Genomic DNA, 23,607 nt, shown 5'->3' with positions numbered 1-23,607 from the left:
CACCACGACGGAAGTTTCCGTTTCCGGCGCGCCCCTCGCGCGCCGTCAGGGTGATCGCGTTCGGCAGGTCTCCTGACTTGCGGGTCATCGCTTGGCCGGGCCTTCCCATTCCCGCATGCGGGAACAGTGGCGTTGTCCGGCCCGGCTCTCCGCTGACAGTTGCGGGGGCAGTCGCGGAATCTCACCGCGTTCCCTTTTAACCGGGCACAAGCCCGGAACCGAGGCAGGGGTGCCATAGCCCAGACAGGGAGGGGCAGGCAAGCGCAATCAGCCCAGCGAGGCGACCCAGTCGGGCACGATGCGGCTGGCGGGGCCGATGATGCGGCGATGGAAATCGCGGGCGTTCACGCCGGCCTCCAGGTTCAGTTCCACGCAATCCGCCCCACGTCGCCGGGCGTGTTGGGCAAAGCCCGCAGCCGGATAGACATTGCCCGACGTGCCGATGGCCGCAAACAGGTCGGCGCCTTCAAGCGCGTCCCATATCCGTTCCATGTGATAGGGCATTTCCCCGAACCAGACGATGTCGGGGCGGGTCGCGGGACGGGCGCAGGCGGGGCAGGGATCCTGGGGCGCCATGACTGTCGGCGCGGGCCAGCGATGCCCGCAGGCGGCGCACAAGGCGCCGGTCAGCGCTCCGTGCATATGGATCACATCCGGGCTGCCTGCGCGTTCATGCAGGTCGTCAACATTCTGCGTGACGAGGGTCAGGTCGTGGCGCCGGGCCAGGTCGGCCAAGGCCAGATGCGCTGCATTGGGTTGTGCGCCAGCAGCCTCCGCGCGGCGCATGTTGTAGAAGCGGTGGACAAGCGCCGGATCCCTGGCGAATCCCTCGGGCGTCGCCACATCCTCGATCCGGTGGTTTTCCCACAGACCGTTGACGGCGCGGAATGTCGCAAGGCCGCTTTCGGCGGAAATGCCCGCGCCGGTCAGGACGGTGATGCGCAAGGGCTTACCGGCAGTAAGCCTCGGCTTGGGAAGCGAACCGCTTGTAGCGCGCCCAGAAGGCGTTGTCGGCGTTGCTTTTGGACATCCGAACTTCTTGCGCCTCGTGCGGGTCGCGGAAGAACGACGCGGCGCGGCGCTGATCGGACCGCGACAGGGTCTGGTTAGCGACCTGCTGGATGCAGCCGCACAAGGGCGCGTTGCCGCGGGCGCGGTCGGACCGGACGCAGGCGCTGTCAATGGGACCGGCAACGGCCAGGGGCGCGGTCAGCATGATGGCTGCGGCCGCAATGATCATGCGGTTGAACATGAAACTGTCTCCTCGTGGTTTCTCATGGGTCTGGCGGGGGCCGGTTGTCCCGGTCTGCGATGCCCGTCCGGCAGTGATGGTATCAGCAACGGCCCGCCCGCTCAATCAGGCGGTGTGCCGCAGGGTTCATGCGCCGCTTCAAGGCCTTGCTTCGGCAACCTCGTAGCCGGCGCCGCGAATCGCCTCGGCCGCGCGGGCGTCATCCAGACCTTCGACGGCGACGGTCTTTTGCGCCAGATCGACGGTGGCGCGGCCGCCTGCCTCGGCAATGGCGGCCTCGACGGCGGCCTTGCAATGGCCACAGGTCATGTCGGGAACGGTGAAGGTCATGGCAGTCCTATGGGTTTGACAAGCTGTTGCCAGCATGATCCTGCATGGCGCCAAGGGCAAGGCGGGGGATGCGATGATAAAGGCCATCGGACTGGATGCCGACGATACCCTGTGGGAGAACGAGACATTCTTCCGCGTGACCGAGGGCGAATTCGTGGCCCTGCTGGGCGAATATGCCGACGGCGCCGACATCGCCAGCCGGTTGCTGGACGTGGAGCGCGCGAACCTTGCCCGCTATGGCTTCGGCATCAAGGGCTTCATGCTGTCGATGGTCCAGACGGCCATCGAACTGACCGACGGGCGCATCGACGGCCGCGCCATTGGCCGCATCCTGGACCTGGGGGCCGAAATGCTGGCCCATCCGGTCGACCTGCTGCCCGGCGTGCCGCAGATGCTGGATGCCCTGGAAGGGCGGCGGCTGATCCTGATCACCAAGGGCGACCTGATCGACCAGGAACGCAAGATCGCCGCCTCGGGACTGGCCGAGCGGTTCGAAACGGTGGAGATCCTGGCCGACAAGACACCCGAATCCTATGCCCGCGTGCTGTTTCGCGCGGATGTCGCGGCGCTGGACTTCCTGATGGCCGGCAATTCGATGAAAAGCGACGTGCTGCCGGTCGTGACCTTGGGCGGCCACGGCGTCTTCATCCCGCACGCACTAACCTGGGCCATTGAACAGGCGGACGCGCCAGATCACCCCCGCTTGCATCGGCTGGACAGCATCGCCGATCTGCCCGCCCTGATCGCCCGGCTGGAGGCTGGCGATGCATAACCTGCGCGCGGCCCTGCTGATGGTCCTGGCCATGGCCGCCTTTGCCTGCGAAGACGCGCTGCTGAAGGGGCTGTCGGGAACCATTCCCACCGGGCAGTTGCTGGCCGTGATCGGCTTTGCCGGGATGGTCGTCTTTGCCCTCTGGATCGCCATTGGCCCCGAGGAACTGCGGCTGCGGAACCTGCTGCGTCCCCCGGTCATGCTGCGCAACCTGTGCGAGGGCATCTGCGCCATCACCTTTGTCACTGCACTTGCGACCGGCGATCTGTCCATCGCCTCGGCCATCCTGCAGGCGCAGCCTCTGCTGATGACGCTTGGGGCCGCGCTGTTTCTGGGCGAACAGGTCGGCTGGCGCCGCTGGCTGTCCATCGCGGTGGGCTTTGCGGGCGTGCTGCTGATCGTGAAGCCCGGCACTGCGGCCTTCGAGTTCAGTTCCGTCCTGGCAATCATCGCGGTCATCACCCTGGCCGTCCGCGACCTGGTGACCCGCCGCCTGCCGCCCGAAGTGGGGTCGGGCCTGCTGTCTGCAGGCGCCTTTGGGTCGATGGGCATTGCGGGGCTCGTGCTGCTGCTGATCGGCGGGCAGCAGGCCGTTGCGCCGACAGCAGGGCAGGGGGCGCTGATGGCCGCGACGCTATGCTTTGGCCTTTTGGGATACATCACCATGGTCATCGCCACGCGCATCGCCGAGATCTCGGTCATCGCGCCCTTCCGCTATTCCCGGCTGCTGTTCGCGATGCTGCTGGCGGTGACCATCTTCGGCGAACGGCCCGATGCGCTGACCCTTCTGGGGGCCGCGCTGATCGCGGGCGCGGGCATCTATGCCATGTGGAGAGAGGCGCGGCTGCGCCGGGCGCTTCTGGCCGCGCTATAGGTCGTAAAATCCCCTTCCCGCAGGGCCAAAGCCCTTGTATAGCCCGGCCATGACCGAACTTTCCCTCATCCGCAATTTTTCGATCGTGGCCCATATCGACCACGGCAAATCCACCCTGGCCGACCGGCTGATCCAGTCCACGGGCACTGTCGCCGACCGCGACATGAAGGCCCAGATGCTGGACAGCATGGATATCGAGCGTGAACGGGGCATCACCATCAAGGCCAACACCGTCCGCATCATCTATCCCGCCAAGGATGGACAGACCTATGTGCTGAACCTGATCGACACGCCGGGCCATGTGGACTTTGCCTACGAGGTCAGCCGGTCCATGCGCGCGGTCGAGGGATCGCTGCTGGTCGTGGACGCGTCCCAGGGGGTCGAGGCGCAGACGCTGGCCAATGTCTATCAGGCCATCGACGCGGGCCACGAGATCGTGCCGGTCCTGAACAAGATCGACCTGCCCGCCGCCGAGCCGGACCGGGTCAAGGAAAACATCGAGGAGGTGATCGGCATCGACGCCTCGGACGCGATCCCGATTTCCGCTAAAACCGGCCTGGGCATCCCAGACGTGCTGGAAGCCATCGTCACCCGCCTGCCCGCCCCCAAGGGCGACCGCGACGCGCCCTTGAAGGCGATGCTGGTGGATTCGTGGTACGACGCCTATCTGGGCGTCGTCGTGATGATCCGCGTCATGGACGGCGTGATCCGCAAGGGCGACCGGGTCCGCATGATGCAGACCGGCGCGGTCTATGGCATCGACAAGCTGGCCGTCCTGACCCCGCAGATGGTGGACATCCCCGAACTGGGACCGGGCGAGATCGGCGTCTTCACCGCATCCATCAAGCAGGTCCGCGACACCCGCGTGGGCGACACGATCACCCACGAAAAGAAGGGTGCCGATGTTGCGCTGCCGGGCTTCAAGCCCGCCCAGCCGGTGGTCTTCTGCGGCTTGTTCCCCGTGGACGCCAACGACTTCGAGGCCTTGCGCGATGCGATCGAGAAGCTCGCGCTGAACGATGCCAGCTTCAGCTACGAGATGGAAACCTCGGCCGCGCTTGGCTTCGGCTTCCGCTGCGGCTTCCTGGGGCTTTTGCACCTCGAGGTGATCCGCGACCGGCTGGAACGCGAATACGACCTGGACCTGATCACCACCGCCCCCAGCGTGGTCTTCAAGCTGCATATGCGCGACGGAGAGGTGCGCGACCTTCACAACCCTGCCGACATGCCCGACCTGACCCATGTGGACCATATTCAGGAACCGCGCATCAAGGCCACGATCATGGTCCCCGACGAATATTTGGGCGACGTGCTGAAGCTGTGCCAGGACCGCCGCGGCATCCAGCTTGACCTGACCTATGCGGGCAGCCGCGCCATGGTCGTCTATGACCTGCCCCTGGCCGAGGTCGTCTTCGACTTCTACGACCGCCTGAAATCCGTGACCAAGGGCTATGCCAGCTTCGATTACCAGATCAGCGAATACCGCGAGGATTTCCTGGTCAAGATGTCGATCCTGGTCAATGACGAGCCCGTGGACGCCCTGTCCATCATGGTCCACCGCGACCGCGCCGAGGCCCGCGGCCGGGTGATGGTCGAAAAGCTCAAGGAACTGATCCCCCGGCACATGTTCAAGATCCCCATCCAGGCGGCCATTGGGGCGCGGGTGATCGCCCGCGAGACGCTGTCCGCCATGCGCAAGGACGTGACCGCCAAGTGCTATGGCGGGGATGCCACGCGGAAGAAGAAGCTGTTGGAGAAGCAGAAGGCCGGCAAGAAGAAGATGCGCCAGTTCGGCAAGGTCGAGATCCCTCAGACGGCGTTTATTCAGGCGTTGAAGATGGATGGGTAATGGCTAAGCATCGCGTTAGAGACGTTTTTGTTGCTGGCGGGATGCCCGTCCTTACTTATGTAGGACGGGCCGATGTGACCTTAGAAAAGTCGCTTCGATCCGAGATTAATGAAGGCTACAAATTAATAACCATAACTGGACCTACCAAGTCTGGAAAAACTGTTCTCGCCAGGCATGTACTTGGCAAGGAGAAGTATTACGGTTAATGGAGGGCAAGTAGAAACAAGTGCTGATCTTTGGGCAGACCTGCTGTCTAAACTGTCCCTCCCAGCCGAAGCTGAAAAAACCGGAGAGACAAAGATCTGGTAATCCTCCCCGTTTTAACGGGGCGCAGACGTAGAATTCACGCGGCCATTCTCAGCTTCATGGCAGGGGTGATCCCGCCGATGCCCATGTTGGGGCGTTCGTTGTTGTAGGTCCAGAGCCACTCGGTGGCGATGTTCTGCACCTCCTCGATGGTTTCAAAGATGTATAGGTCCAGCCATTCGTGCCGGACTGTCCGGTTGTAGCGCTCGACGTAAGCGTTCTGCTGCGGCTTTCCGGGCTGGATATAGGTCAGGGTAATGCCCTTGTCCTCGGCCCATTCCATCAGACGGCCACTGATATATTCCGGGCCGTTATCAACCCTGATCGCCTTTGGTGCTCCCCGCCATTCGATGATTTGGTTCAGGGTCCGGACGACGCGCTCGGCCGGCAGCGAGAAGTCCACCTCGATGCCCAGGCCCTCGCGGTTGAAGTCGTCCAGGACGTTCAGAAGACGGAAGGCTCGCCCGTCCCCAAGGCGATCTGCCATGAAGTCCATGGACCAGACCGCGTTGGGAGCTTCCGGCACAGCCAGTTCCTCGGACTTCTCCCGCTTCAGCCGCTTGCGAGGCGTTCGCCATGGTCACTCGGACCAGTGGCGTTCCATGGCTCACTCCTCAGGTTCAGTTCCAGCTCACGATAGATCCGGTAGACGCGTTTGTGGTTCCAACCATGGCCCTGGACGTTGCGCAGATACAGGAAACACAAGCCAAAGCCCCAAGTCTTCCTGGTCTTGGTTAGCCCAATGAGCAGGTCGGCGATCTGCTCGTTCTCGTTGTCGCGCTTCGGGCTGTAGCGGAAACAGGTCTCGCTGACGCCGAATGCCCGGCAAGCCAGCGCAATGCTGATCCCCTTCGTCGCCACAGCCTTTGCGGCCAGCTCGCGACGCTGAGCTGGCCGCGTCACTTTTTTCCAAGCGCCTCCCGGAGCAGATCGGCTTGCATGCTCAGATCGGCAAACATGCGCTTCAGCCGCCGGTTTTCGTCCTCCAGTAACTTCATCTGGCCCATCATGGATGCATCCATGCCGCCATACCTGGCACGCCATTTGTAAAACGTCGCGCTGCTGATCCCATGCTCGCGACACAGTTCAGGCACAGGCAAACCACCCTCGGCCTGACGCAGCACGCCCATGATCTGGGCCTCGGTGAAACGGGTTTTCTTCATCTGAATCTCCTCGTCCAACTTGCCGAGAAAATTCTACTTCCGCATCCCTTTAACCATGGGGAGGATTACCATCTCAGTTGGGCTTAGGTGGTTGATTAGTGCTCAAAGTCAAGTTTCTGAAGGAAGTAAGCAAAAGTTTTCGCAATCGCATAAAACTTACATTCTTGAATATATGCGAACTAGCGACCTTACGCTTGTCGTGGATGATTTCCACTACATGGCGCAGGATATCCAGAGGGATATTATAAGAACGCTAAAGTCTGAAATATTTTAGGGATTAACGTCTGTATTAATTGCTGTTCCGCACCGCGCGTTCGATGCTATCGGGGTGGAGCGAGAAATGGAGGGGCGATTTGCACATATTGAAATACCTGTTTGGACAAAAGATGAATTGAGGAAAATCGCTCAAATCGGTTTTCCTTTGCTAAATATGGATGTCGGTAGTGCCACTATCAGCAAACTGTCTAAGGAGGCTCACGGATCGCCTCTGATTATGCAACGATTTTGTGCGCGCCTGTGCGCCCATTACGATATAAAAGAGTCGATTGCAAGAAAGACTGGCTATAATCCATCCGATGATGCACTTGCCAAGATATTTGTGTCAGTAGCAGAGCAGTTTGGTCTTCCTACTTTTCAGAAGCTCTCGAAAGGACCACAGTCCCGCTCCAAGAGGATTGATCGTCAGCTTCGTGACGGCTCTGGCTCTTTAGATCGGTACGAAGCAGTTCTTAGAGCGGTTGCATTGACTGGGCCCAAAGAAAAGATTCATTATGACGAGATTAGAGATAAGCTGAAATTAATTCTAGACGATAGTTCAGGTTTGCAAAAACATGAAGTTTCTGCTGCCCTTGGCCACATGGCATCTATTGCAAAGGATGAAATTGATGGAGAGCCTGTATTAGAATGGTCAGATGATTTTCTATATCTAACTGACCCTTTCTTGATATTCTATATGCGTTGGACACAACGGCAGCAAGCGTAGCAAGTGTAGGGTGCGTGCTTGCACGCACCGCTTCCTCGCAGCCGTGGCCAACGGTGCGTGTTAACACGCATTCTATGGTTGCACGATCATCCGGGCGGTCTGCTCGCCCACACTATGGCCCGTTCCTCCCACTTCACCGACACACGGTGCGTGCAAGCACGCACCCTACGCCACCTTTCCGGCGGCCTTGTCGCGGTGGAATGACGAATACGGCCAATCCTCGGGCCGTTCCACATATCCATGTTTCACCGGATTGAGCCAACAATACCGCAGATGCGCCGCATGATCCTCGTCATCGCGGATATGATGTTCCCAAAACCGGCGCTGCCAGATGCCGCGCTCTTGTCGCGCCCTCTGGCTGTCGCGCAACGGCCCCATCGGCATGGCGCGGGAAAACCTTGCCTTGATCAGCCGCCACCGCACCGAATAGTCGCAATCCTCCTTGGGCAGCCGCCAGATGCAATGCAGGTGATCGGGCAGCACGACCCACGCGTCTATCCCGAATGGCCGTTCCACCCGCGTCACCCTCACCGCATTGCGCAGATGATCGACCTGTTCGACCAGCACCCGCCCGCCCCACTGCGCCAGGGCGACGGTGAAGAAGATCGGAACGCCGGGCAGGCGGGGGCGGAGATAGCGCGACATACGCCATCATCGCACGCTCCGGTTCAAAAGCGGTTAACGACAACGGATAAAAACGGAGGTATTTCCAGTCTCGCCTGCGGCCTTTGCCATGCTAGCTTGCAATCCTGTCGCTTAACGAGGATGCCATGCCCAGCCTTTCGCCCGCCCTGTCCACGGTCGCCGAAAACACCGCCGATCACGCGGCCATTCAACAATCTCTGGAAACCGTGCGCGAAACGCTGGGGATAGAGGTTGCCTATCTGTCGGAATTCATCGACAGCCGCGCGGTCTTTCGCGCCGTCAGCGCCCCTGGTCTGGAAGCGATGATCCAGCCCAGCCAGAGCATGGATCTGCGAGAGGTTTACTGCAAGCACATCATCGACGGCAATCTGCCCCGCCTCATGCCCGACACCAGCCGCCACAAGATCGCGACCGACTTGCCCATCACCCAGATGATCCCCATCGGCAGCCATCTTTCGGTGCCGGTCCACCGCCCCGATGGCAGCATCTTCGGGATGTTCTGCTTTCTCAGCCGCCAGCCGCGCCCCGACCTGACCGAAGACGCGCTGCACCTGGTCGAAACGCATTCGTCCCTGGTGGCCAGGCGCCTTGACAGGCTGGGCAGCGGCGCCGTTGACCTGCCCGCAAGCGCCGCTTAGTCGAAAAAGGGCACGATCACCCGGCAGAAGGTGCCCACCGCCATGCCGACCGGAATGGATCCGTCGCGCGGCCCGCTGCCAAATTGCGACAGGCCTGCGCCGGGGGCGGCCTTGGCTGGATCCAGCGTGAAGACGATCCCATCCCCCGCCCCGCGCGGCTTGGGCGAGGCGCGCCAAAGCCGCGTCTTGCCCGGCAGGCCCATTTCGCGTTGCACCAGATCGCCCGCCGCGCACCAATAATCGGTATCCTCGCGCCGCACCTCGTGGATCACCGTGATCTCGGACGGTGCGGTCTGCACTGCCGTCATGCCGTTCTGCGCCGTGAATGCCGCCGCGGGCAGCGGCAGCAGCAGCGCAAGGACCGTCAGTCGCATCGAAACCTCCTGTCGCGGGGGCCGGAACCGCCGCCGCCATCCGTTCGTTTCGCAGTCACCCTTATCGGAGCATGATCATGCATCTTCGACTGTTCCTGATCCATATCTGGGTCGCCTCGATTGCAGGCCCGGTGGTTATCGCGGGTCTGGCGATGGGCTATGTCACTGTCGCCACCTTCATCTGGGGCGCGATCATCGGCTTGGCCCTGGGCATCCCGGCTGCGCTGCTGAACTGGGTCTATCTTCGGCCCAACCGGTCACGCGAAATTGGCTGGACATGGCCCATCGCCAATTCGATCCGATCGGCCGCGCGTCAGAAACCCTGACCACCCCCCGAAATGACAAGGGCGGCCCTGCGGGGCCGCCTTTGATCCGTCCTACATCGCCTCGGCGCTTTCCTGCTGGATCACCTGGCCCGCGGTCGATACGTCGCGGCCCAGGCCTTGCGCGGTCTGGCATCCGGCCAGGGTCAGCATTGCAAGAACCGCGCCGAGGCCGATAAGCGTCTTCTGCATCCGTCCACTCCTTTGCATGATCTGCGACGGAACGCGGTTTTGCGCGGGCGGTTCCGCCACGCTCAGAACGCCACGCCCGACCACAGGGCGACATTGGCATAGGGCGTGAATTCCCCGGTGCGCACGATGGCGCGGGCATCACGCGTCAGGGCCTTGAAGGCGTCATGCGCCAAGGTCCGGTTTTCGCCCAAGGCGCGGGTGCGCAGTGCGGCATCCAAGTCCGCCGATGCCTCGCTGGCCCAGGCGGAACGTTCCACCACCAGTTCCGCCTGGACGGCATCCAGCACGTCGAAGAACCGGGGCACGCCGCGCGTCACGGCCAGGTCTATGCAGCGCACGCCGGGCGGGACCGGCAGCCCGGCATCGCCGATGACCAGCAGGTCGCCATGACCCATCGCGGCGATCAGCCCGGACAGTTCGGAATGCAGCAGGGGTGTGCGTTTCATGGATCAGCCTTGGGGCAGGGTTTCGGACAGATGGCGGATCATGTTGCCGCCCATGACCTTGGCGATCTGCGCCTCGGTCAGGCCTTCGTCCATCAGCGCCTGCGTCAAGGCCGATAGATGCGCCGCGTCAAAGGGCACGCCCACCGACCCATCATAATCGGATCCCAGCGAGACGTGATCTTCGCCCAACAGGGCGATGGCGGCCAGGATGCTTTCGGCGATATGGGCCGTGGTGCCGCCGCAGACCACGTCGGCCCAGAAGCCGATGCCGATCACGCCGCCCTTGGCCGCAATGGCCTGGACCAGGGCATCGTCCAGGTTCCGCGCGCTGCCGCAATGGCCGTGGATGCCGGTATGGGACAGGATCGGCCGCGCATCGGGGATCGCCAGCACATCTTGGACCATCAGAGGCGAGGCATGGGCAAGGTCGATCACCATGCCCTGCTGGATCATCCCATCGACCACCTGGCGCCCGAAATCCGACAGCCCGGCGCCCGTGCCGCCTTCGCCGTGCAGGCTGCCGCCCAGCTCGTTGTCAAAGAAATGCGTCAATCCCAGCAGCCGGAAACCCGCGTCATGCAGCACATCCAGGTTGGCAATGTCGCCTTCCAGCGGATGCGCGCCCTCGGATCCCAGGACCGCCCCCAGGATCCGCTGCCCGCCGGCGCGCGCGTCCAGCACGGCTTGCAGGTCGGCGCGCGTGCGGATCAGGCGCAGTTGGCCGGGCGCTGCCTCGGAGGCGCGCGCCAGGGCCTCGGCCTGTACCAGGGCGCGTTCACGCAACGAAAACCACGACCGCAGCGGGCGCAGCTGGCCCATGAACAGAGGCGTGATGTTGTCGCCCGCCTCGGCGCTGTTCTGGTCATAGTTCTGCCCGCGGGGGCTTTTGGTGACGGTGGTAAAGACCTGCACCGCCACATTGCCTTCCAGCAGGCGCGGCACGTCCGTGTGGCCCCGGTCCGCCCGGTCCAGGATATTGCGGTCCCACAGCAGCGCGTCGGAATGCCAGTCGCCGATCACCAGGCGGTCATGCAGCGCCTGCGCCTGGGGCGACACAGGCCAGCCTTCGGGCGGCATCCGCAGCGGGTTCAGCCCCCGTTCGACATAGCCGGGCGCGAAAACGAGGAATGCCGCCGCCGCCAGCACGACCAGCAGCGCGACACCCCCGAGAAGCCTTTTCCGCATTCTCAGGGTTCCAGGGCTTCAAGTTCGTCGATGAACCCCTCGATCATCGACAAGCCCTTGTCCCAGAACCGAGGGTCCGAGGCATCCAGCCCAAAGGGGGCCAGCAGTTCCTTGTGATGCTTCGATCCGCCCGCCGCCAGCAGGTCGAAATACTTTTGCTGGAAATCCGGCAGCCCGTCTTCGTATGCCGCATAAAGCGCGTTCACCAATCCGTCGCCGAAGGCATAGGCATAGACGTAGAACGGCGAATGGACGAAATGCGGGACATAGGTCCAGAAAGTCTCGTATCCCGGCATGAAGTCAAAGACCGGACCCAGGCTTTCATGCTGGACCGACATCCACAACGCGTTGATGTCGTCGGGGGTCAATTCCCCTTCGGCCCGGGCGGCGTGCAGCTTGCATTCGAAATCATAGAAGGCGATCTGGCGGACGACCGTGTTGATCATGTCCTCGACCTTGCCGGCCAGCAGGGCCTTCTTTTCGGCCGGGTCGGTGGTCTTGGCCAGAAGCGCGCGGAAGGTCAGCATCTCGCCGAAGACGCTGGCGGTTTCGGCCAGCGTCAGGGGCGTTGTGGCCAGCAATTCGCCCTGTCCCGCGGCCAGCCGCTGGTGGACGCCGTGGCCCAGTTCATGCGCCAGCGTCATCACGTCGCGCGGCTTGCCCAGATAGTTCAGCAGCACATAAGGATGGACCGTGGTCACGGTCGGGTGCGCGAAGGCGCCGGGGGCCTTGCCGGGCGTCACGGCGGCGTCGATCCAGCCCTTGTCGAAGAAGGGTTCAGCCAGCTCCGCCAACCGGGGTGAAAATCCGGCATAGGCGTCCAGCACCGTCGTCCGCGCCTCGTCCCAGTCGATGGTGCGGACGGGGGCGGTGGGCAGCGGCGCGTTGCGGTCCCAGACCTGCAGCTTGTCCAGCCCCAGCCACTTGGCCTTGAGCGCATAGTAACGATGCGACAGGCGCGGATAGGCGGCGGTGACGGCATTCCTCAGCGCCTCGACCACCTCGGGTTCGACATGGTTCGACAGGTGACGGCCATATTGCGGCGTGGGCATCTTGCGCCACTTGTCCTCGATGGCCTTTTCCTTGGCCAGGGTGTTGTGGATGCGCGCGAACAGCTTGACGTTCTCCGTGAACACAAGGGCCAGGGCGCGGGCCGCAGCCTCGCGCCTCGCGCGGTCATGGTCGGTCAGCAGGTTCAGCGTGGCTTCCAGGCCCAGGGTTTCGCCGTTCACGTCGAATTCCAGGGCGGCGGTGGTTTCATCGAACAGCCGGTTCCAGGCCGAGGCGCCCACCACAGAGGTGTCGTGCAGGAACTGTTCCAACTCGTCGGACAACTGGTGCGGCCGCATGGCGCGCATCCGGTCGAAGACGGGCTTGTAGCGGACGGGTCCGTCGGCTGCGGCAAAGACCGCGTCATAGGTCGTGTCCGGGATGCGGTTAAATTCAAGGCCGAAGAAGACCAGCGGCGTGGTGATGTCGGTGATCCGACCTTGCAGGTCGCCCATCATCTTGGCGCGCGCCGCATCCGTGGTGTTCTGGTAATAGCGCAGCCCGGCATAGGACATGATCCGCCCGGCGCGGATGTCGATGCGCTGATAGGTTTCAATGCAGGCCAGCATTTCGGCGGGTGTCAGGTCCGCCAGCTTGCCCTGGTAGCGCGCGGCAAAGGCTGCGGCCTCGGTTTCCAGTTGCGCGATGTCGGCGGTCAGTTCGGCGGAATCCGGCGCGGGATACAGATCGGACAGATCCCATGCCGGAAGGATGCCGAATTCACTGTCCGTGACCTGCTCGCGCGCGTCAAAGGTCGGTTGTCCTGCCATGGGTATCCCTTTCTTGCTGGTCCAGATGTAACCCACCCGGGCCGATGCGCAAGTCTGCGGGCATCCTAGAATCCGGCAAAAGCCGCGGCATGGCGGATGGCGCTGCCGTGTGGCAGATCGCCGATCATCTGCAGGCCCGGCCCTGCATGGGGCGAATCAAGGGGCGCGGGCAGAAAGCCCAGCGGCCCGTAATAGCCGGGATCGCCCAGCACCACGACCGAAGCCTCGTCCGCCCATGCCACGGCCTGGCGGACCAGGGCCGCGCCGATGCCAAGGCGCCGCGCCTTGGGTGCGACCGCAACGGGGGCAAGCGCAAAGGCGGGGCGATCGGCGCCCAGCGGGGACAGGGCGGCATGGCCGACAATGGTGCCTGCCGCATCGGCCACCAGGGACAAGGACAGGTCGCCATCCTCGCGCAGCTGGCGGACCAGCCGCGCCTCGGCATCGCCGCCAAAGGCGGTGCGCAGCAGGGTGTCGATGGCGTCCAGATCCTGCCGGGTTTCGCGGCGGATGACCGGGATCACCTCGTGGCGCTGGAAATCGCGTCCGATGCTTGCGCTTTCCCGGCCCCAGGGGCTGTCTGCGGTGCGCTTGCCATGGGCGGCAAAGGCATCGGCATCGACAAACAGTTCGGACAGGTGCCACACCAGCGGATCGTCGTCCTGCCACAACTCGAAGCGCAGGCAGCCGGGTTCATCGCGGCTGAGCGCGACGTGATCCGGCAGCAGCGACAGCGCGGTCATCATCTGCCCCGCATCCGCGCAGGTCAGCCGCCCGGTCAGCGCCACCATCGGCCTGCGCAGCGCGACGGGCGTGCCGGTGGCCGCGTGATGGTGGCGGGGCGAATGATGATGGCCGCAGGGGCAGGTCATGATGGTCCTTTCAGGGGGTCAGAAGGGTCATTCCCACTCGATCGTGCCCGGCGGCTTCGAGGTGATGTCATAGGTGCAGCGGTTGATGCCCTTGACCTCGTTGATGATCCGCGTCGCGGTTTCGCCCAGGAAGTCGTGGGTGAAGGGATAGTAATCCGCCGTCATGCCATCGACCGAGGTCACGGCCCGCAGCGCACAGGCAAAATCATAGGTCCGCCCGTCGCCCATCACCCCAACCGTGCGGACCGGCAGGATCGCCACGAAGGCCTGCCAGATCTCGTCGTAAAGGCCGTGCTTGCGGATCTGGTCGATGAAGACCGCATCGGCCTTGCGCAGGATGTCCAGCTTTTCGCGGGTGATCTCTCCGGGGCAGCGGATCGCAAGACCGGGGCCGGGAAAGGGATGGCGGCCAATGAATTTCGCGGGCAGGCCCAGTTCTCGGCCAAGGGCACGAACCTCGTCCTTGAACAGCTCGCGCAGGGGTTCCACCAGCTTCAGGCCCATCTTCTCGGGCAGGCCGCCGACATTATGGTGCGACTTGATCGTGACCGACGGCCCGCCGCTGAAGCTGACGCTTTCGATCACGTCGGGGTAAAGCGTGCCTTGCGCCAGGAACTCGGCCCCCTCGATGCCGCTGGCGTAACGCTGGAACACGTCGATGAACAGCCGGCCGATGGTCTTGCGCTTGACCTCGGGGTCGGACACGCCTTCCAGCGCACCCAGGAACAGTTCGGATTCATCCGCATGGATCAGGGGGATGTTGTAGTTGTCGCGGAACATGGTCACGACTTCCTCGGCCTCGTTCAGGCGCAGAAGGCCATGGTCCACGAAGACGCAGGTCAGCTGGTCGCCGATCGCCTCGTGGATCAGGACGGCGGCGACGGAACTGTCCACGCCGCCCGACAGCCCGCAAATCACCTTCTTGTCGCCGACCTGCTCGCGGATCTTGCGGATCGCCTCGTCGCGATAGCCCGCCATGGTCCAGTCGCCGGTAAATCCCGCCAGCCGGACGAAGTTTTCCAGCATGATGCGCCCGTTCGGGGTGTGATGCACCTCGGGGTGGAACTGCACGCCATAGAAACGGCGGGATTCATCGGCGATCATCGCGAAGGGGGCGTTGGGGGAGGTGCCGATCACCTCGAAGCCCGGCGCAAGCGCGGTGACGCGGTCGCCATGGCTCATCCAGACCTCCTCGCGGCCCCTGTCCTTGTTCGTCGCATCGAACAGGCCTGCGAAGATGCCGTCGCCCTTGTGGCCTTCCGCCGGGCCGATGAAGGCGCGGCCGTATTCCGCGTGGTGCCCGCCTTCGACCGCGCCGCCCAGTTGTTCCATCATCACCTGCTGGCCATAGCAGATGCCGAAGACCGGCACGCCCAGGTCGAACACGGCCTGGGGCGCGCGGGGGCTGCCCGCGCGGGTCACGCTGTCAGGCCCGCCCGACAGGATCACGGCCTGCGGGTTCAAGCCGCGCAGGATGTCGTCGGTCAGCAGGTTATAGGGATGGATTTCGCAAAAGACGTTCAGTTCGCGCAGGCGGCGCGCGATCAGTTGCGTCACCTGGGATCCGAAGTCGATGATCAGAAGGCGTTGGTGCTGGGTCATGGATGCGCTTTAAGCGTGCCCATGCCGTCGTGCAAGGGATTTGGCAGCCCGGAACTGGCGTTGCAAACCCCGCGTTCCGCCGTCAACCAGAGAGGTTTTCATGCCCGCCATTCGTCCCCTTGTCCCGTTCCTTGCCTTGTCCCTGCTGGCTGCCTGCGGGCAGGAACCGGCCCTGACGCTGCCCTGGGGCCAGCCGGAACCCCCGGTCGAGCAAGCCCTGGCGGCGTCCTGCCAAGGCGATGCGACCGTGGCGCCCGTGCTGGACGGGGCCATCAATGCCGCCCGCCAGGCCGAGGGCAAGACCTTGCTGGACAGCGCGCCCTTGCTGCAGCAGGTCGCGCAAAGCCATGCCTGCGACATGGCCGCGCTTGGCCGGGTCGATGTGGAAGGGTCGAACGGGTCCAGCGTCGTGGACCGGGCGCGGGCGGTCGGATACCCGACCTGCGGCGTGGTGCAGCTTGTCGGGCGGGGTGGCGGCCCGGCGGACGCGGTGGCGAACTGGCTGCGCCAGGATGCGCAGCGGACCGAATTGCTGGGCCAGACCAGCCGCCAGGTCGGCAGCGGATATGCCACCGGCGCGGACGGGACGCGTTACTACAGCGTGGTTCTGGGCGATAATTGCCGGTGATCCGCGGCAAGGTCCGAAGGCGTTACGCCCCCGGCCCCGCGGACATATCCAAGTCAAGGCAAAAGGCGCGGCACGCCCCGTTACTTTTCCGGCACCAGACCCCGGGGCGCAAAGCGCAGCACCAGAAGCAGCACCAGGCCCATGGCGATGAAGCGCATATGGGCCGCGCTGTTAAGCAGATGCGCCTTGATGTCGCCGTCGGGCAGGGGTGCGACCAGGGCGCCGATCAGGTTTGGGCCCCAGACCTCGACCTTGATCCACAGGAACCAGATCAGGATCGCGCCCAGCACCGCGCCCCAGTTGTTGCCCGACCCGCCGACTACGACCATCACCCAGATCAGAAAGGTGTATCGCAGCGGGTTATAGCTGTTGGGCGCCATCAGCCCGTCCAGGGTGATCATCATCGCCCCCGCGATGCCGATCACCGCCGACCCCAGCACGAAGACTTGCAGGTGGCGGGCGGTCACGTCCTTGCCCATCGCCTCGGCTGCGATCTCGTTGTCGCGGATGGCGCGCATCATCCGGCCCCATGGCGACTTCAGCGCCAGTTCGGCCAGCAGGATGACCAACAGCAGCACCACCAGGAACAGCGACATATAGCACAGCTTGACCCAGATGCCCGACGCCTCGGCGGCACTGAAGCCCCAACTGGTGGCGAAGTCGACAAAGGCGGGGTTCTGCTGCAGGTCGGTTTCATAGGGCACGGGCCGGGGAATCGCGGCGACGTTCTTGACGCCGCGGGCCAGCCAATCCTCGTTCCGCAGGACGGCGACGATGATTTCGCCGATGCCCAGCGTGGCGATGGCCAGGTAATCCGAACGCAGCCCAAGCGCGACCTTGCCCACAGCCCAGGCGGCGGCGGCGGCAAAGGCCCCACCTACCAGCCAAGACAGCAGAACGGGCAGGCCGAGGCCGCCGATATTGCCGGTGCGGGCGGAATCATTGGCCTCGATCGCGGTGACGGCGGGATCGAACAGCCAGCGATAGGCGACAAAGCCCCCGATCAGCACCAGAACCATGATCCAGGCGCGGCGGGTGCGCGTATAGGCGATCTTGGCCAGGGCCAGCGTGCCCAGGCCCACGGCCAGCGCCCCGATCAGGCGCGGCCCGCCGGCGGCCCAGGCGCCTTCGACCGGGGGCAGGGACACCAGCACCGGGGCTAGCCCGCCGATGGCCAGAAAGCCCACCACGCCGGTGTTGAACAGCCCGGCATAGCCCCATTGCATATTCACGCCCAAGGCGGTGATGGCCGATATCAGGCCCATGTTCAGGATCGCCAGCGAGGTGTTCCACGACCCCGAGAACATGCCGTTCCTGACCGTGCCTTCCAGCAGGAACAGAACGGCAAGGACCGCGAACAGGATGGGCGCGCGCCAGGGATTGGATGCGGCGGCTTGACGATTGCTTGACATGACGGACCCCCCTTACACCGACTTGCCGCGGAACAGCCCGGTCGGGCGGAACAGCAGGACCACGATCAGGATGACGAAGCTGACGGCGAACTTGTATTCGGTGCCCAGCAGTTGCAGCAGCCCGCCCGGCTGCCAGTCCGGGAACAGATAGCCCGCGACCTTGACCCAAGGGTAGGTCACGGCAACCTCGGAGAATGCCACCAGGAAGCCGCCCGCGATGGCGCCCACGGGATTACCCAGGCCCCCCACGATGGCTGCGGCAAAGATCGGCAGCAGGATCTGGAAATAGTTGAAGGGGCGGAAGGACTTGTCCAGCCCGTACAGCACGCCCGCGATGGTCATCAGCCCGGCGCCGATGATCCAGGTCAGGCGCACCACGCGTTCGGGGTCGATGCCCGAGAGCAGCGCCAGATCCTCGTTGTCGGAATAGGCGCGCATGGCCTTGCCGGACTTGGTGCGGTTCAGGAACCAGAACAGCGCCGCGCAGACGATCACCGTGACGATCACCGTCAGCGCCTGGGTGGACCGCAGGGCCAGCCCCTCGGTCAGGCCCGACCATTCCCGGAAATCGCGGACGTTGATGATGAAGCGGGCGCCGTCGTCGAAGCGCTGGTCGTCCACGCCGATGATCAGGCGCGTCAGCCCGTTCATCACGAACATCACGCCCACCGAGGCCATGACGAAGATGATCGGCGCGGCCTTTTGCGCGCGATAGAACCTGTAGACCGCCCGATCCGTGCCCAGCACCAGAAGGGCCGTCGCCGCGATCCCCACCGGCAGGGCCAGCAGCGCGGTGGGCAGCACACCCAGCGTCACCCCCAGCGATTGCAGCCCCCAAGTCGTCAGGATCGTGACGGCGGTGCCGAAGGCCATGGTGTCGCCATGGGCGAAGTTCGAAAACCGCAGGATCGCATAGATCAGCGTCACCCCAAGCGCACCAAGCGCCAACTGCGCGCCATAGGCCGCGGCGGGGATGAAGACGAAGTTCAGGACCGCCACAAGGGCGTTGAGGATATCCAAGGTTCAGCCCCCCAGGAAGGTGCGCCGCACCTCGTCGTTTTGCATCAAGTCGTGGCCGGTGCCGGTATGGGCGTTCGCGCCCTGCACCAGGACATAGGCCTTGTCGGCGATCATCATCGCCTGCTTGGCGTTCTGTTCGACCATCAGCACCGGAAGACCGCCCCGGGCGATGGCAATGATGCGGTCGAACAGCTCGTCCATGACGATGGGGCTGACGCCCGCCGTCGGTTCGTCCAGCATCAGCACCGACGGCTGGGTCATCAGCGCGCGGCCCACGGCCACCTGCTGGCGCTGCCCGCCGGACAGTTCGCCCGCAGCCTGACGCCGCTTGGCGGCGACGGCAGGGAACAGTTCATACACCTGTTCCATGGTGCGGCGGATGTCGTCGCCCCGGATATAGGCCCCCATTTCCAGGTTTTCCTCGACCGTCATGGACGGGAAGATGTTGTTGACCTGCGGCACGAAGCCCATGCCTGCCTTGACGCGGTCCTGAGGGTTCAGGGCGGTGATGTCGCGCCCGTTCAGCCGCACGCTGCCCTTGCGCAGGTTCAGCATCCCGAAGATGGCCTTCATGGCGGTGGACTTGCCCGCGCCGTTGGGGCCGACGATCACGGCGATCTGGCCCTGTTCCACGGCGATGGTGCAATCATGCAGGATATCGGCGCCCTTGCCATAGCCGCCGGTCATGTTTTCGCCGATCAGGAAGGGGTCGCCCGAATGTCCCGGTCCCACGGGGCCGGAACGGCGGGTGCCGTCGATGGTGCCGCGCCCGCCGGGGTTCACGATCGACAGGTCGCGGTTGCCCCGCTTGCCGAAGACTTCGTCCTGATCGCTCATGCGCCCACCATGTCCTTGTTTTTCAGGCCGGTGCCCAGATAGGCCTCGATCACGGCCTCGTTCTTCATGATGTCGGCGGCGCTGCCTCGGGCCAGCACCTTGCCTTCGGCCATGACGATCACCGGGTCGCACAGCTTGCCGATGAAATCCATGTCATGCTCGATCACGCAGAAGGTATAGCCGCGTTCCTTGTTCAGCCGGATGATCGCGTCGGCGATGGTCATGAGCAGGGTGCGGTTCACGCCCGCGCCGACCTCGTCCAGGAAGACCACCTTGGCATCGACCATCATGGTGCGGCCCAGTTCCAGCAGCTTCTTTTGCCCACCCGACAGGTTGCCGGCCTTTTCGTGGGTCAAATGGCGGATGGTCAGGAAGTCCAGAACCTCGTCTGCGCGCTTGCGCAGGGCGGCTTCCTCGCGCTCGATCCGGCCGCGCTGGAACCATGTCTTCCAGATCGTCTCGCCCGACTGCGCGGCCGGCACCATCATCAGGTTCTCTCGGACGGTCATGGACGAGAACTCATGCGCAAGTTGGAAGGTGCGCAGCAGCCCCTTGTGGAACAGCTTGTGCGGCGGCAGGCCGGTGATATCCTCGCCATCCATGAAGACACGGCCCGTTGTCGGCGGCAGAACGCCCGCGATCACATTGAACAGCGTGGACTTGCCCGCGCCGTTCGGGCCGATCAGCCCGGTGATCGAGCCGGTCTCGATGGTCAGGCTGGCGCCGTCGACGGCGCGGAAGCCCCCGAAATGCCGGTGAAGGTCTTCGACCCTGATCATTCGTTCACCCCGTCTTCACGCCATTGGTGAAGTGTGACCGCATTCTGCGGCTTTTGTCATGAAAAATGGCCCGGCAACCGTTAGGCTGCCGGGCCAGAGCATTCTTTACACGTCAGCGATAGCCGACAACAGTCATTTCGCCGTTGTCGAAAGACACCTCGCGGTAAACGCCAGCGGTCTCGCCCGCGCCCACCATCTCGATGGACGAGGCGCCGACATAGTCGATGTCGCCGCCGCCGTTCAGGATCTCCAGACCCTTGGCCAGTTCGCCCGGCAGGATCTTTTCGCCCGGTTCGTTGGCGACATCCATCACGTTGTTCTTCCAGACATTGGGATCGCTGGACTTGGCGGCGGCCATGGACAGCAGCATCAGCGCGGCCGCGTCATAGGCTTCGGCGGAATAGGCGCTGGTGCCGTCGAAACCGGCGGCCTCGGCCAGTTCCAGGAACTTCTCGCGGCCCTCGCCCTCGGCTGCGGGGTTCTGGCCAAAGCTGCCGCTGATCTCGTCGCCGAAGTTGTCGACCAGGGCCTGGCCGACCATGCCGTCGGGGAAGACGAAGGTGTCAAAGGCGCCGGTATCCAGTGCTGCGCGCACCACGCCCGAACCGCCCTGATCGACATAGCCCGCGACGACAAGCGCGTCGCCGCCCGCCGCCGCAAGGGCCGCGACCTCGGCCGAATAGTCGGCCTTTCCGTCGTCATGGGCGCTGTTCACCGTCACGGTGCCGCCCTTTTCCTGGAAGGCCGCCGCGAAGGCGTCGGCCAGCCCCTTGCCGTAATCGTTGTTGGTATAGGTGATGGCGGCGTTCTTGATGCCCTTTTCCATCATGATCTCGGCCATCACCTCGCCCTGGCGGGCGTCGGACGGCGAGGTGCGGAAGAACAGGCCGTTATCCTCGATCGTGGACAGCGCGGGCGAGGTTGCAGAAGGCGAGATCATCACCACGCCGTTCGGAACGGCCACGTTCTGCAAGGACGCGATCGCCTCGCCCGAACACATTCCGCCGACGATGCCCTTGACCCCTTCGGCGGTGATCAGGCGTTCCACGGTCGCGGTGGCGGCTGCGGCGTCGGTGCAGGTTGAATCGCCCTGGACCGGAATCACAGTCGATCCGTCCAGAAGCAGGCCGGAATCGCTGACCTCTTTCATGGCCAGTTCGGCGCCCGACCGCATTCCGGGGGCCATGGATTCCAGCGGGCCGGTAAAGCCCAGCGACATGCCCAGCTTGATCTCCTCGGCGGATGCGGCACCGGCCAGCAATGCGCCGGCAGCAGTGGCCAGAAGAAGTTTTTTCATTACTTTGTCTCCCAGTTGGAACAATGTCCTGACGGGCACGTTAGAAGCGCCTTGCCCAAAAGAAAAGCACGATATTGTCAACAAAGCCTGACTTTATGGTTGGGTTACGCAGGGTTAGCGCCAGCCGAGCCTGTCTTGCTGGCGGCGGAAGATCAGGCCGGGCAGGGCGGTCAGCAGCCAGCCAAGCGCCAGCCCGATGCCCGCCGCCCACAGCCCCGCAGCCGTCACCGGCACGGCGGGCCTGAAATCACCCCAGGCCGCTGCCAGCGTTTCGGGATCGCGCAGGCGATGGGGAAGCAGCATCCGTTCCAGCGGGCCCGCGATCCGCAGCATCTGCAGGTCGCCGCGCGTGCGGTCCAGGCGGGTAAAGACATCGCGCATATTGTCCCGATGGGCATCGCGGAAGGTGCTGCCCCCCAGGTCCGCCAAGGCCTGATCGCGGGTCAAGCCTGCGGCCTGGGCGCTGATGTCGAATTCCTCCGCAACGCGGGACAGGGCATCGACCTGCCCACCAAGCCGCTGGACATACTGGTCCGAGAAGGCCGGGAACTGCGACAGGACGATGGCGCAACAGACCGCCACCGCCAGCCGCAGGAACCCGATCACTTGTCCTGCACCTTCAGGCCCAGCACGGGGGCATAGACCTGTTCCAGCCGCGCGATGGCGTCCTTGGGCGAGATTTCCTCGGTCGCGCCCGTGCGGCGGTTGGTCAGCTCGACCTCGTTGGCTGCCAGCCCGCGCGGGCCGACCGTGATCCGCCAGGGCAGGCCGATCAGATCCATCGTGGCGAATTTCGCCCCCGCCCGGTCGTCGCGGTCGTCATACAGCGGATCCAGCCCCCGCGCCTGCAATTCCGCATAGATCGCATTGCAGGCGCTGTCGGTGGAATTGTCGCCCTGTTTCAGGTTGACGATGCCGACATGGAAGGGGGTCACGCCTTCGGGCCAGATGATGCCGCGGTCGTCGTGGTTGGCCTCGATGATGGCGCCCAGCAGGCGGGACACGCCGATGCCGTGGCTGCCCATTTCGACGGGCACTCGGGCCCCATCGGGACCGACGACGGTGGCGCCCATGGCCTCGGAATACTTGGTGCCGAAATAGAAGATCTGGCCCACCTCGATCCCGCGCGCGGTGCGGCGGCGTTCTTCCGGCACCTGGGCAAAGACCGCCTCGTCATGGGTTTCATCCGTGTGGGCATAGCGGCTGGTGAACTCCTCCAGCACGGCTTGGCATTGCTCGACGCTGTCGTAATCGATCTGCCGGTCGCCAAAGGTCAGGTCGGTGATCTGGCTGTCATAGAAAACCTCGGATTCCCCGGTTTCCGCCAGGACCAGGAATTCATGCGTGTAATCCCCGCCGATCGGCCCGCCGTCCGCGCGCATCGGGATCGCCTGCAGGCCCATGCGTTCGTAGCTGCGCAGATAGCTGACCAGATGCCGGTTATAGGCGTGCAGCGCCGCGTCCCTGTTCAGGTCGAAGTTGTAGCCGTCCTTCATCAGGAACTCGCGCCCGCGCATCACGCCAAAGCGGGGGCGGATCTCGTCGCGGAACTTCCACTGGATGTGATACAGCGTCAGGGGCAGATCCTTGTAGCTGTTCACATGGGACCGGAAGATGTCGGTGATCATCTCCTCGTTCGTGGGACCATACAGCAGGTCGCGCTTGTGGCGGTCCTGCAGGCGCAGCATTTCCTCGCCGTAATCGTCGTAACGGCCGGATTCACGCCACAGGTCCGCCGGTTGCAGGGTCGGCATCAGCAGCGGGATATGGCCCGCGCGCTGCTGTTCCTCGTGAACGATCTGCTGGATGCGGTTCAGCACCTTAAAGCCCAGCGGCAGCCAGGAATAGATCCCCGCGGCCTGCTGCTTGATCATTCCGGCGCGCAGCATCAGCCGGTGGCTGACGATCTGCGCTTCTTTCGGATCTTCCTTGAGGACGGGCAGGAAATAGCGCGACAGCCGCATGAGAATACCTTCCTTCGTTTGCCGTCTCGTGTATGGCAAAGGGGA

The 23,607-nt window shown here is 64.0% G+C and carries 25 protein-coding genes, 1 pseudogene and 1 riboswitch; of the genes and pseudogenes, 7 read left to right on the top strand and 19 right to left on the bottom strand.

The window, feature by feature from the left end; genetic code table 11:
• Positions 1-45 precede the first annotated feature (45 nt).
• Positions 46-238, bottom strand: a riboswitch (cobalamin riboswitch).
• A 29-nt stretch (positions 239-267) separates the two neighbouring features.
• From LZ585_RS11720 to LZ585_RS11710, 3 genes are all read right to left on the bottom strand, one after another.
• Positions 268-945, bottom strand: a complete 678-nt coding sequence (locus LZ585_RS11720) for an NAD-dependent deacylase (RefSeq protein ID WP_234853742.1) — start codon at positions 943-945, stop codon at positions 268-270.
• A gap of 4 nt (positions 946-949) precedes the next feature.
• Positions 950-1,252 carry a hypothetical protein gene (locus LZ585_RS11715; RefSeq protein WP_234853741.1) on the bottom strand — a complete coding sequence of 101 codons (303 nt, stop codon included), beginning with the start codon at positions 1,250-1,252 and terminating at the stop codon, positions 950-952.
• A 138-nt stretch (positions 1,253-1,390) separates the two neighbouring features.
• Positions 1,391-1,582, bottom strand: coding sequence for a heavy-metal-associated domain-containing protein (locus tag LZ585_RS11710; protein WP_234853740.1), 192 nt, complete (start codon positions 1,580-1,582; stop codon positions 1,391-1,393).
• Between the two features lie 34 nt (positions 1,583-1,616).
• Between LZ585_RS11710 and LZ585_RS11705 the strand changes: the two genes are divergently transcribed.
• From LZ585_RS11705 to lepA, 3 genes are read left to right on the top strand one after another with little or no spacing between them, the layout of a single operon-like run.
• Positions 1,617-2,354, top strand: a complete 738-nt coding sequence (locus LZ585_RS11705; protein WP_234853739.1) for an HAD family hydrolase — start codon at positions 1,617-1,619, stop codon at positions 2,352-2,354.
• On the top strand, positions 2,347-3,228 hold the full coding sequence (locus LZ585_RS11700) for a DMT family transporter (protein WP_234853738.1): 882 nt from the start codon (positions 2,347-2,349) through the stop codon (positions 3,226-3,228). The genes LZ585_RS11705 and LZ585_RS11700 overlap by 8 nt, the downstream gene beginning before the upstream one ends.
• Before the next feature lie 49 nt (positions 3,229-3,277).
• Complete coding sequence (gene lepA, locus LZ585_RS11695) at positions 3,278-5,077, top strand: translation elongation factor 4 (RefSeq protein ID WP_234853737.1); 1,800 nt, start codon at positions 3,278-3,280, stop codon at positions 5,075-5,077.
• Positions 5,078-5,420: 343 nt separating this feature from the next.
• On the opposite strand, the pseudogene LZ585_RS11690 reads toward lepA, so the two are convergent.
• Positions 5,421-6,546, bottom strand: a pseudogene (locus LZ585_RS11690) (IS3 family transposase).
• Positions 6,547-6,874: 328 nt separating this feature from the next.
• Here LZ585_RS11690 and LZ585_RS11685 point away from each other — a divergent pair.
• Positions 6,875-7,528 carry a hypothetical protein gene (locus LZ585_RS11685; protein ID WP_234853736.1) on the top strand — a complete coding sequence of 218 codons (654 nt, stop codon included), beginning with the start codon at positions 6,875-6,877 and terminating at the stop codon, positions 7,526-7,528.
• A 165-nt stretch (positions 7,529-7,693) separates the two neighbouring features.
• On the opposite strand, the gene LZ585_RS11680 is transcribed toward LZ585_RS11685, so the two are convergent.
• On the bottom strand, positions 7,694-8,173 hold the full coding sequence (locus tag LZ585_RS11680) for an REP-associated tyrosine transposase (RefSeq protein ID WP_234853735.1): 480 nt from the start codon (positions 8,171-8,173) through the stop codon (positions 7,694-7,696).
• A 125-nt stretch (positions 8,174-8,298) separates the two neighbouring features.
• Between LZ585_RS11680 and LZ585_RS11675 the strand changes: the two genes are divergently transcribed.
• Positions 8,299-8,811 (top strand): GAF domain-containing protein, encoded by a 513-nt coding sequence (locus tag LZ585_RS11675; RefSeq protein ID WP_234853734.1) that lies wholly within the window; start codon positions 8,299-8,301, stop codon positions 8,809-8,811.
• On the opposite strand, the gene LZ585_RS11670 is transcribed toward LZ585_RS11675, so the two are convergent.
• Positions 8,808-9,185, bottom strand: coding sequence for a hypothetical protein (locus LZ585_RS11670; protein ID WP_234853733.1), 378 nt, complete (start codon positions 9,183-9,185; stop codon positions 8,808-8,810). The genes LZ585_RS11675 and LZ585_RS11670 overlap by 4 nt on opposite strands.
• A gap of 71 nt (positions 9,186-9,256) precedes the next feature.
• Between LZ585_RS11670 and LZ585_RS11665 the strand changes: the two genes are divergently transcribed.
• Entirely contained in the window at positions 9,257-9,511 is a 255-nt protein-coding gene (locus LZ585_RS11665) for a hypothetical protein (RefSeq protein WP_234853732.1), read from the top strand.
• A gap of 51 nt (positions 9,512-9,562) precedes the next feature.
• On the opposite strand, the gene LZ585_RS11660 is transcribed toward LZ585_RS11665, so the two are convergent.
• The 6 genes from LZ585_RS11660 to guaA all read right to left on the bottom strand — a co-directional run bounded on the left by LZ585_RS11660 (position 9,563) and on the right by guaA (position 15,625).
• Positions 9,563-9,700 (bottom strand): entericidin EcnAB, encoded by a 138-nt coding sequence (locus LZ585_RS11660; protein ID WP_234853731.1) that lies wholly within the window; start codon positions 9,698-9,700, stop codon positions 9,563-9,565.
• A 62-nt stretch (positions 9,701-9,762) separates the two neighbouring features.
• On the bottom strand, positions 9,763-10,146 hold the full coding sequence (gene rbsD, locus LZ585_RS11655) for a D-ribose pyranase (protein ID WP_234853730.1): 384 nt from the start codon (positions 10,144-10,146) through the stop codon (positions 9,763-9,765).
• Between the two features lie 3 nt (positions 10,147-10,149).
• Entirely contained in the window at positions 10,150-11,331 is a 1,182-nt protein-coding gene (locus LZ585_RS11650) for a dipeptidase (RefSeq protein WP_234853729.1), read from the bottom strand.
• Positions 11,332-11,333: 2 nt separating this feature from the next.
• On the bottom strand, positions 11,334-13,151 hold the full coding sequence (locus LZ585_RS11645; RefSeq protein ID WP_234853728.1) for a M3 family oligoendopeptidase: 1,818 nt from the start codon (positions 13,149-13,151) through the stop codon (positions 11,334-11,336).
• Positions 13,152-13,216: 65 nt separating this feature from the next.
• A complete protein-coding gene (locus tag LZ585_RS11640; RefSeq protein WP_234853727.1) occupies positions 13,217-14,023 on the bottom strand; it encodes a GNAT family N-acetyltransferase in 807 nt (268 codons plus the stop codon).
• A gap of 27 nt (positions 14,024-14,050) precedes the next feature.
• Positions 14,051-15,625: a glutamine-hydrolyzing GMP synthase gene (gene guaA, locus LZ585_RS11635; protein WP_234853726.1), complete on the bottom strand. Its 1,575-nt coding sequence runs from the start codon at positions 15,623-15,625 to the stop codon at positions 14,051-14,053.
• 100 nt (positions 15,626-15,725) lie between these two features.
• On the opposite strand from guaA, the gene LZ585_RS11630 reads away from it, so the two are divergent.
• Positions 15,726-16,253, top strand: coding sequence for a CAP domain-containing protein (locus LZ585_RS11630; RefSeq protein ID WP_234853725.1), 528 nt, complete (start codon positions 15,726-15,728; stop codon positions 16,251-16,253).
• A gap of 80 nt (positions 16,254-16,333) precedes the next feature.
• Here LZ585_RS11630 and LZ585_RS11625 read toward each other — a convergent pair whose 3' ends face one another.
• From LZ585_RS11625 to proS, 7 genes are all read right to left on the bottom strand, one after another.
• Positions 16,334-17,665, bottom strand: a complete 1,332-nt coding sequence (locus LZ585_RS11625; RefSeq protein ID WP_234853724.1) for a branched-chain amino acid ABC transporter permease — start codon at positions 17,663-17,665, stop codon at positions 16,334-16,336.
• A 12-nt stretch (positions 17,666-17,677) separates the two neighbouring features.
• The gene (locus tag LZ585_RS11620) at positions 17,678-18,685 is read right to left on the bottom strand and encodes a branched-chain amino acid ABC transporter permease (RefSeq protein WP_234853723.1); all 1,008 of its coding nucleotides are present in this window, start codon (positions 18,683-18,685) and stop codon (positions 17,678-17,680) included.
• 3 nt (positions 18,686-18,688) lie between these two features.
• The gene (locus LZ585_RS11615; RefSeq protein ID WP_234853722.1) at positions 18,689-19,522 is read right to left on the bottom strand and encodes an ABC transporter ATP-binding protein; all 834 of its coding nucleotides are present in this window, start codon (positions 19,520-19,522) and stop codon (positions 18,689-18,691) included.
• The gene (locus tag LZ585_RS11610) at positions 19,519-20,301 is read right to left on the bottom strand and encodes an ABC transporter ATP-binding protein (RefSeq protein WP_234853721.1); all 783 of its coding nucleotides are present in this window, start codon (positions 20,299-20,301) and stop codon (positions 19,519-19,521) included. Before LZ585_RS11610 ends, LZ585_RS11615 begins: the two co-directional genes overlap by 4 nt.
• Before the next feature lie 112 nt (positions 20,302-20,413).
• Positions 20,414-21,598, bottom strand: coding sequence for an ABC transporter substrate-binding protein (locus LZ585_RS11605; RefSeq protein ID WP_234853720.1), 1,185 nt, complete (start codon positions 21,596-21,598; stop codon positions 20,414-20,416).
• A 114-nt stretch (positions 21,599-21,712) separates the two neighbouring features.
• Positions 21,713-22,204 carry a DUF2937 family protein gene (locus LZ585_RS11600; RefSeq protein ID WP_234853719.1) on the bottom strand — a complete coding sequence of 164 codons (492 nt, stop codon included), beginning with the start codon at positions 22,202-22,204 and terminating at the stop codon, positions 21,713-21,715.
• Positions 22,201-23,562 (bottom strand): proline--tRNA ligase, encoded by a 1,362-nt coding sequence (proS, locus tag LZ585_RS11595; RefSeq protein ID WP_234853718.1) that lies wholly within the window; start codon positions 23,560-23,562, stop codon positions 22,201-22,203. The genes LZ585_RS11600 and proS overlap by 4 nt, the downstream gene beginning before the upstream one ends.
• Positions 23,563-23,607: the final 45 nt, after the last annotated feature.

This window comes from Paracoccus everestensis, assembly GCF_021491915.1.
GTDB classification, from domain to species: domain Bacteria; phylum Pseudomonadota; class Alphaproteobacteria; order Rhodobacterales; family Rhodobacteraceae; genus Paracoccus; species Paracoccus everestensis.
Note: the sequence above shows the minus strand (reverse complement) of the source record. Positions and strands in the feature narration are given on the sequence as shown.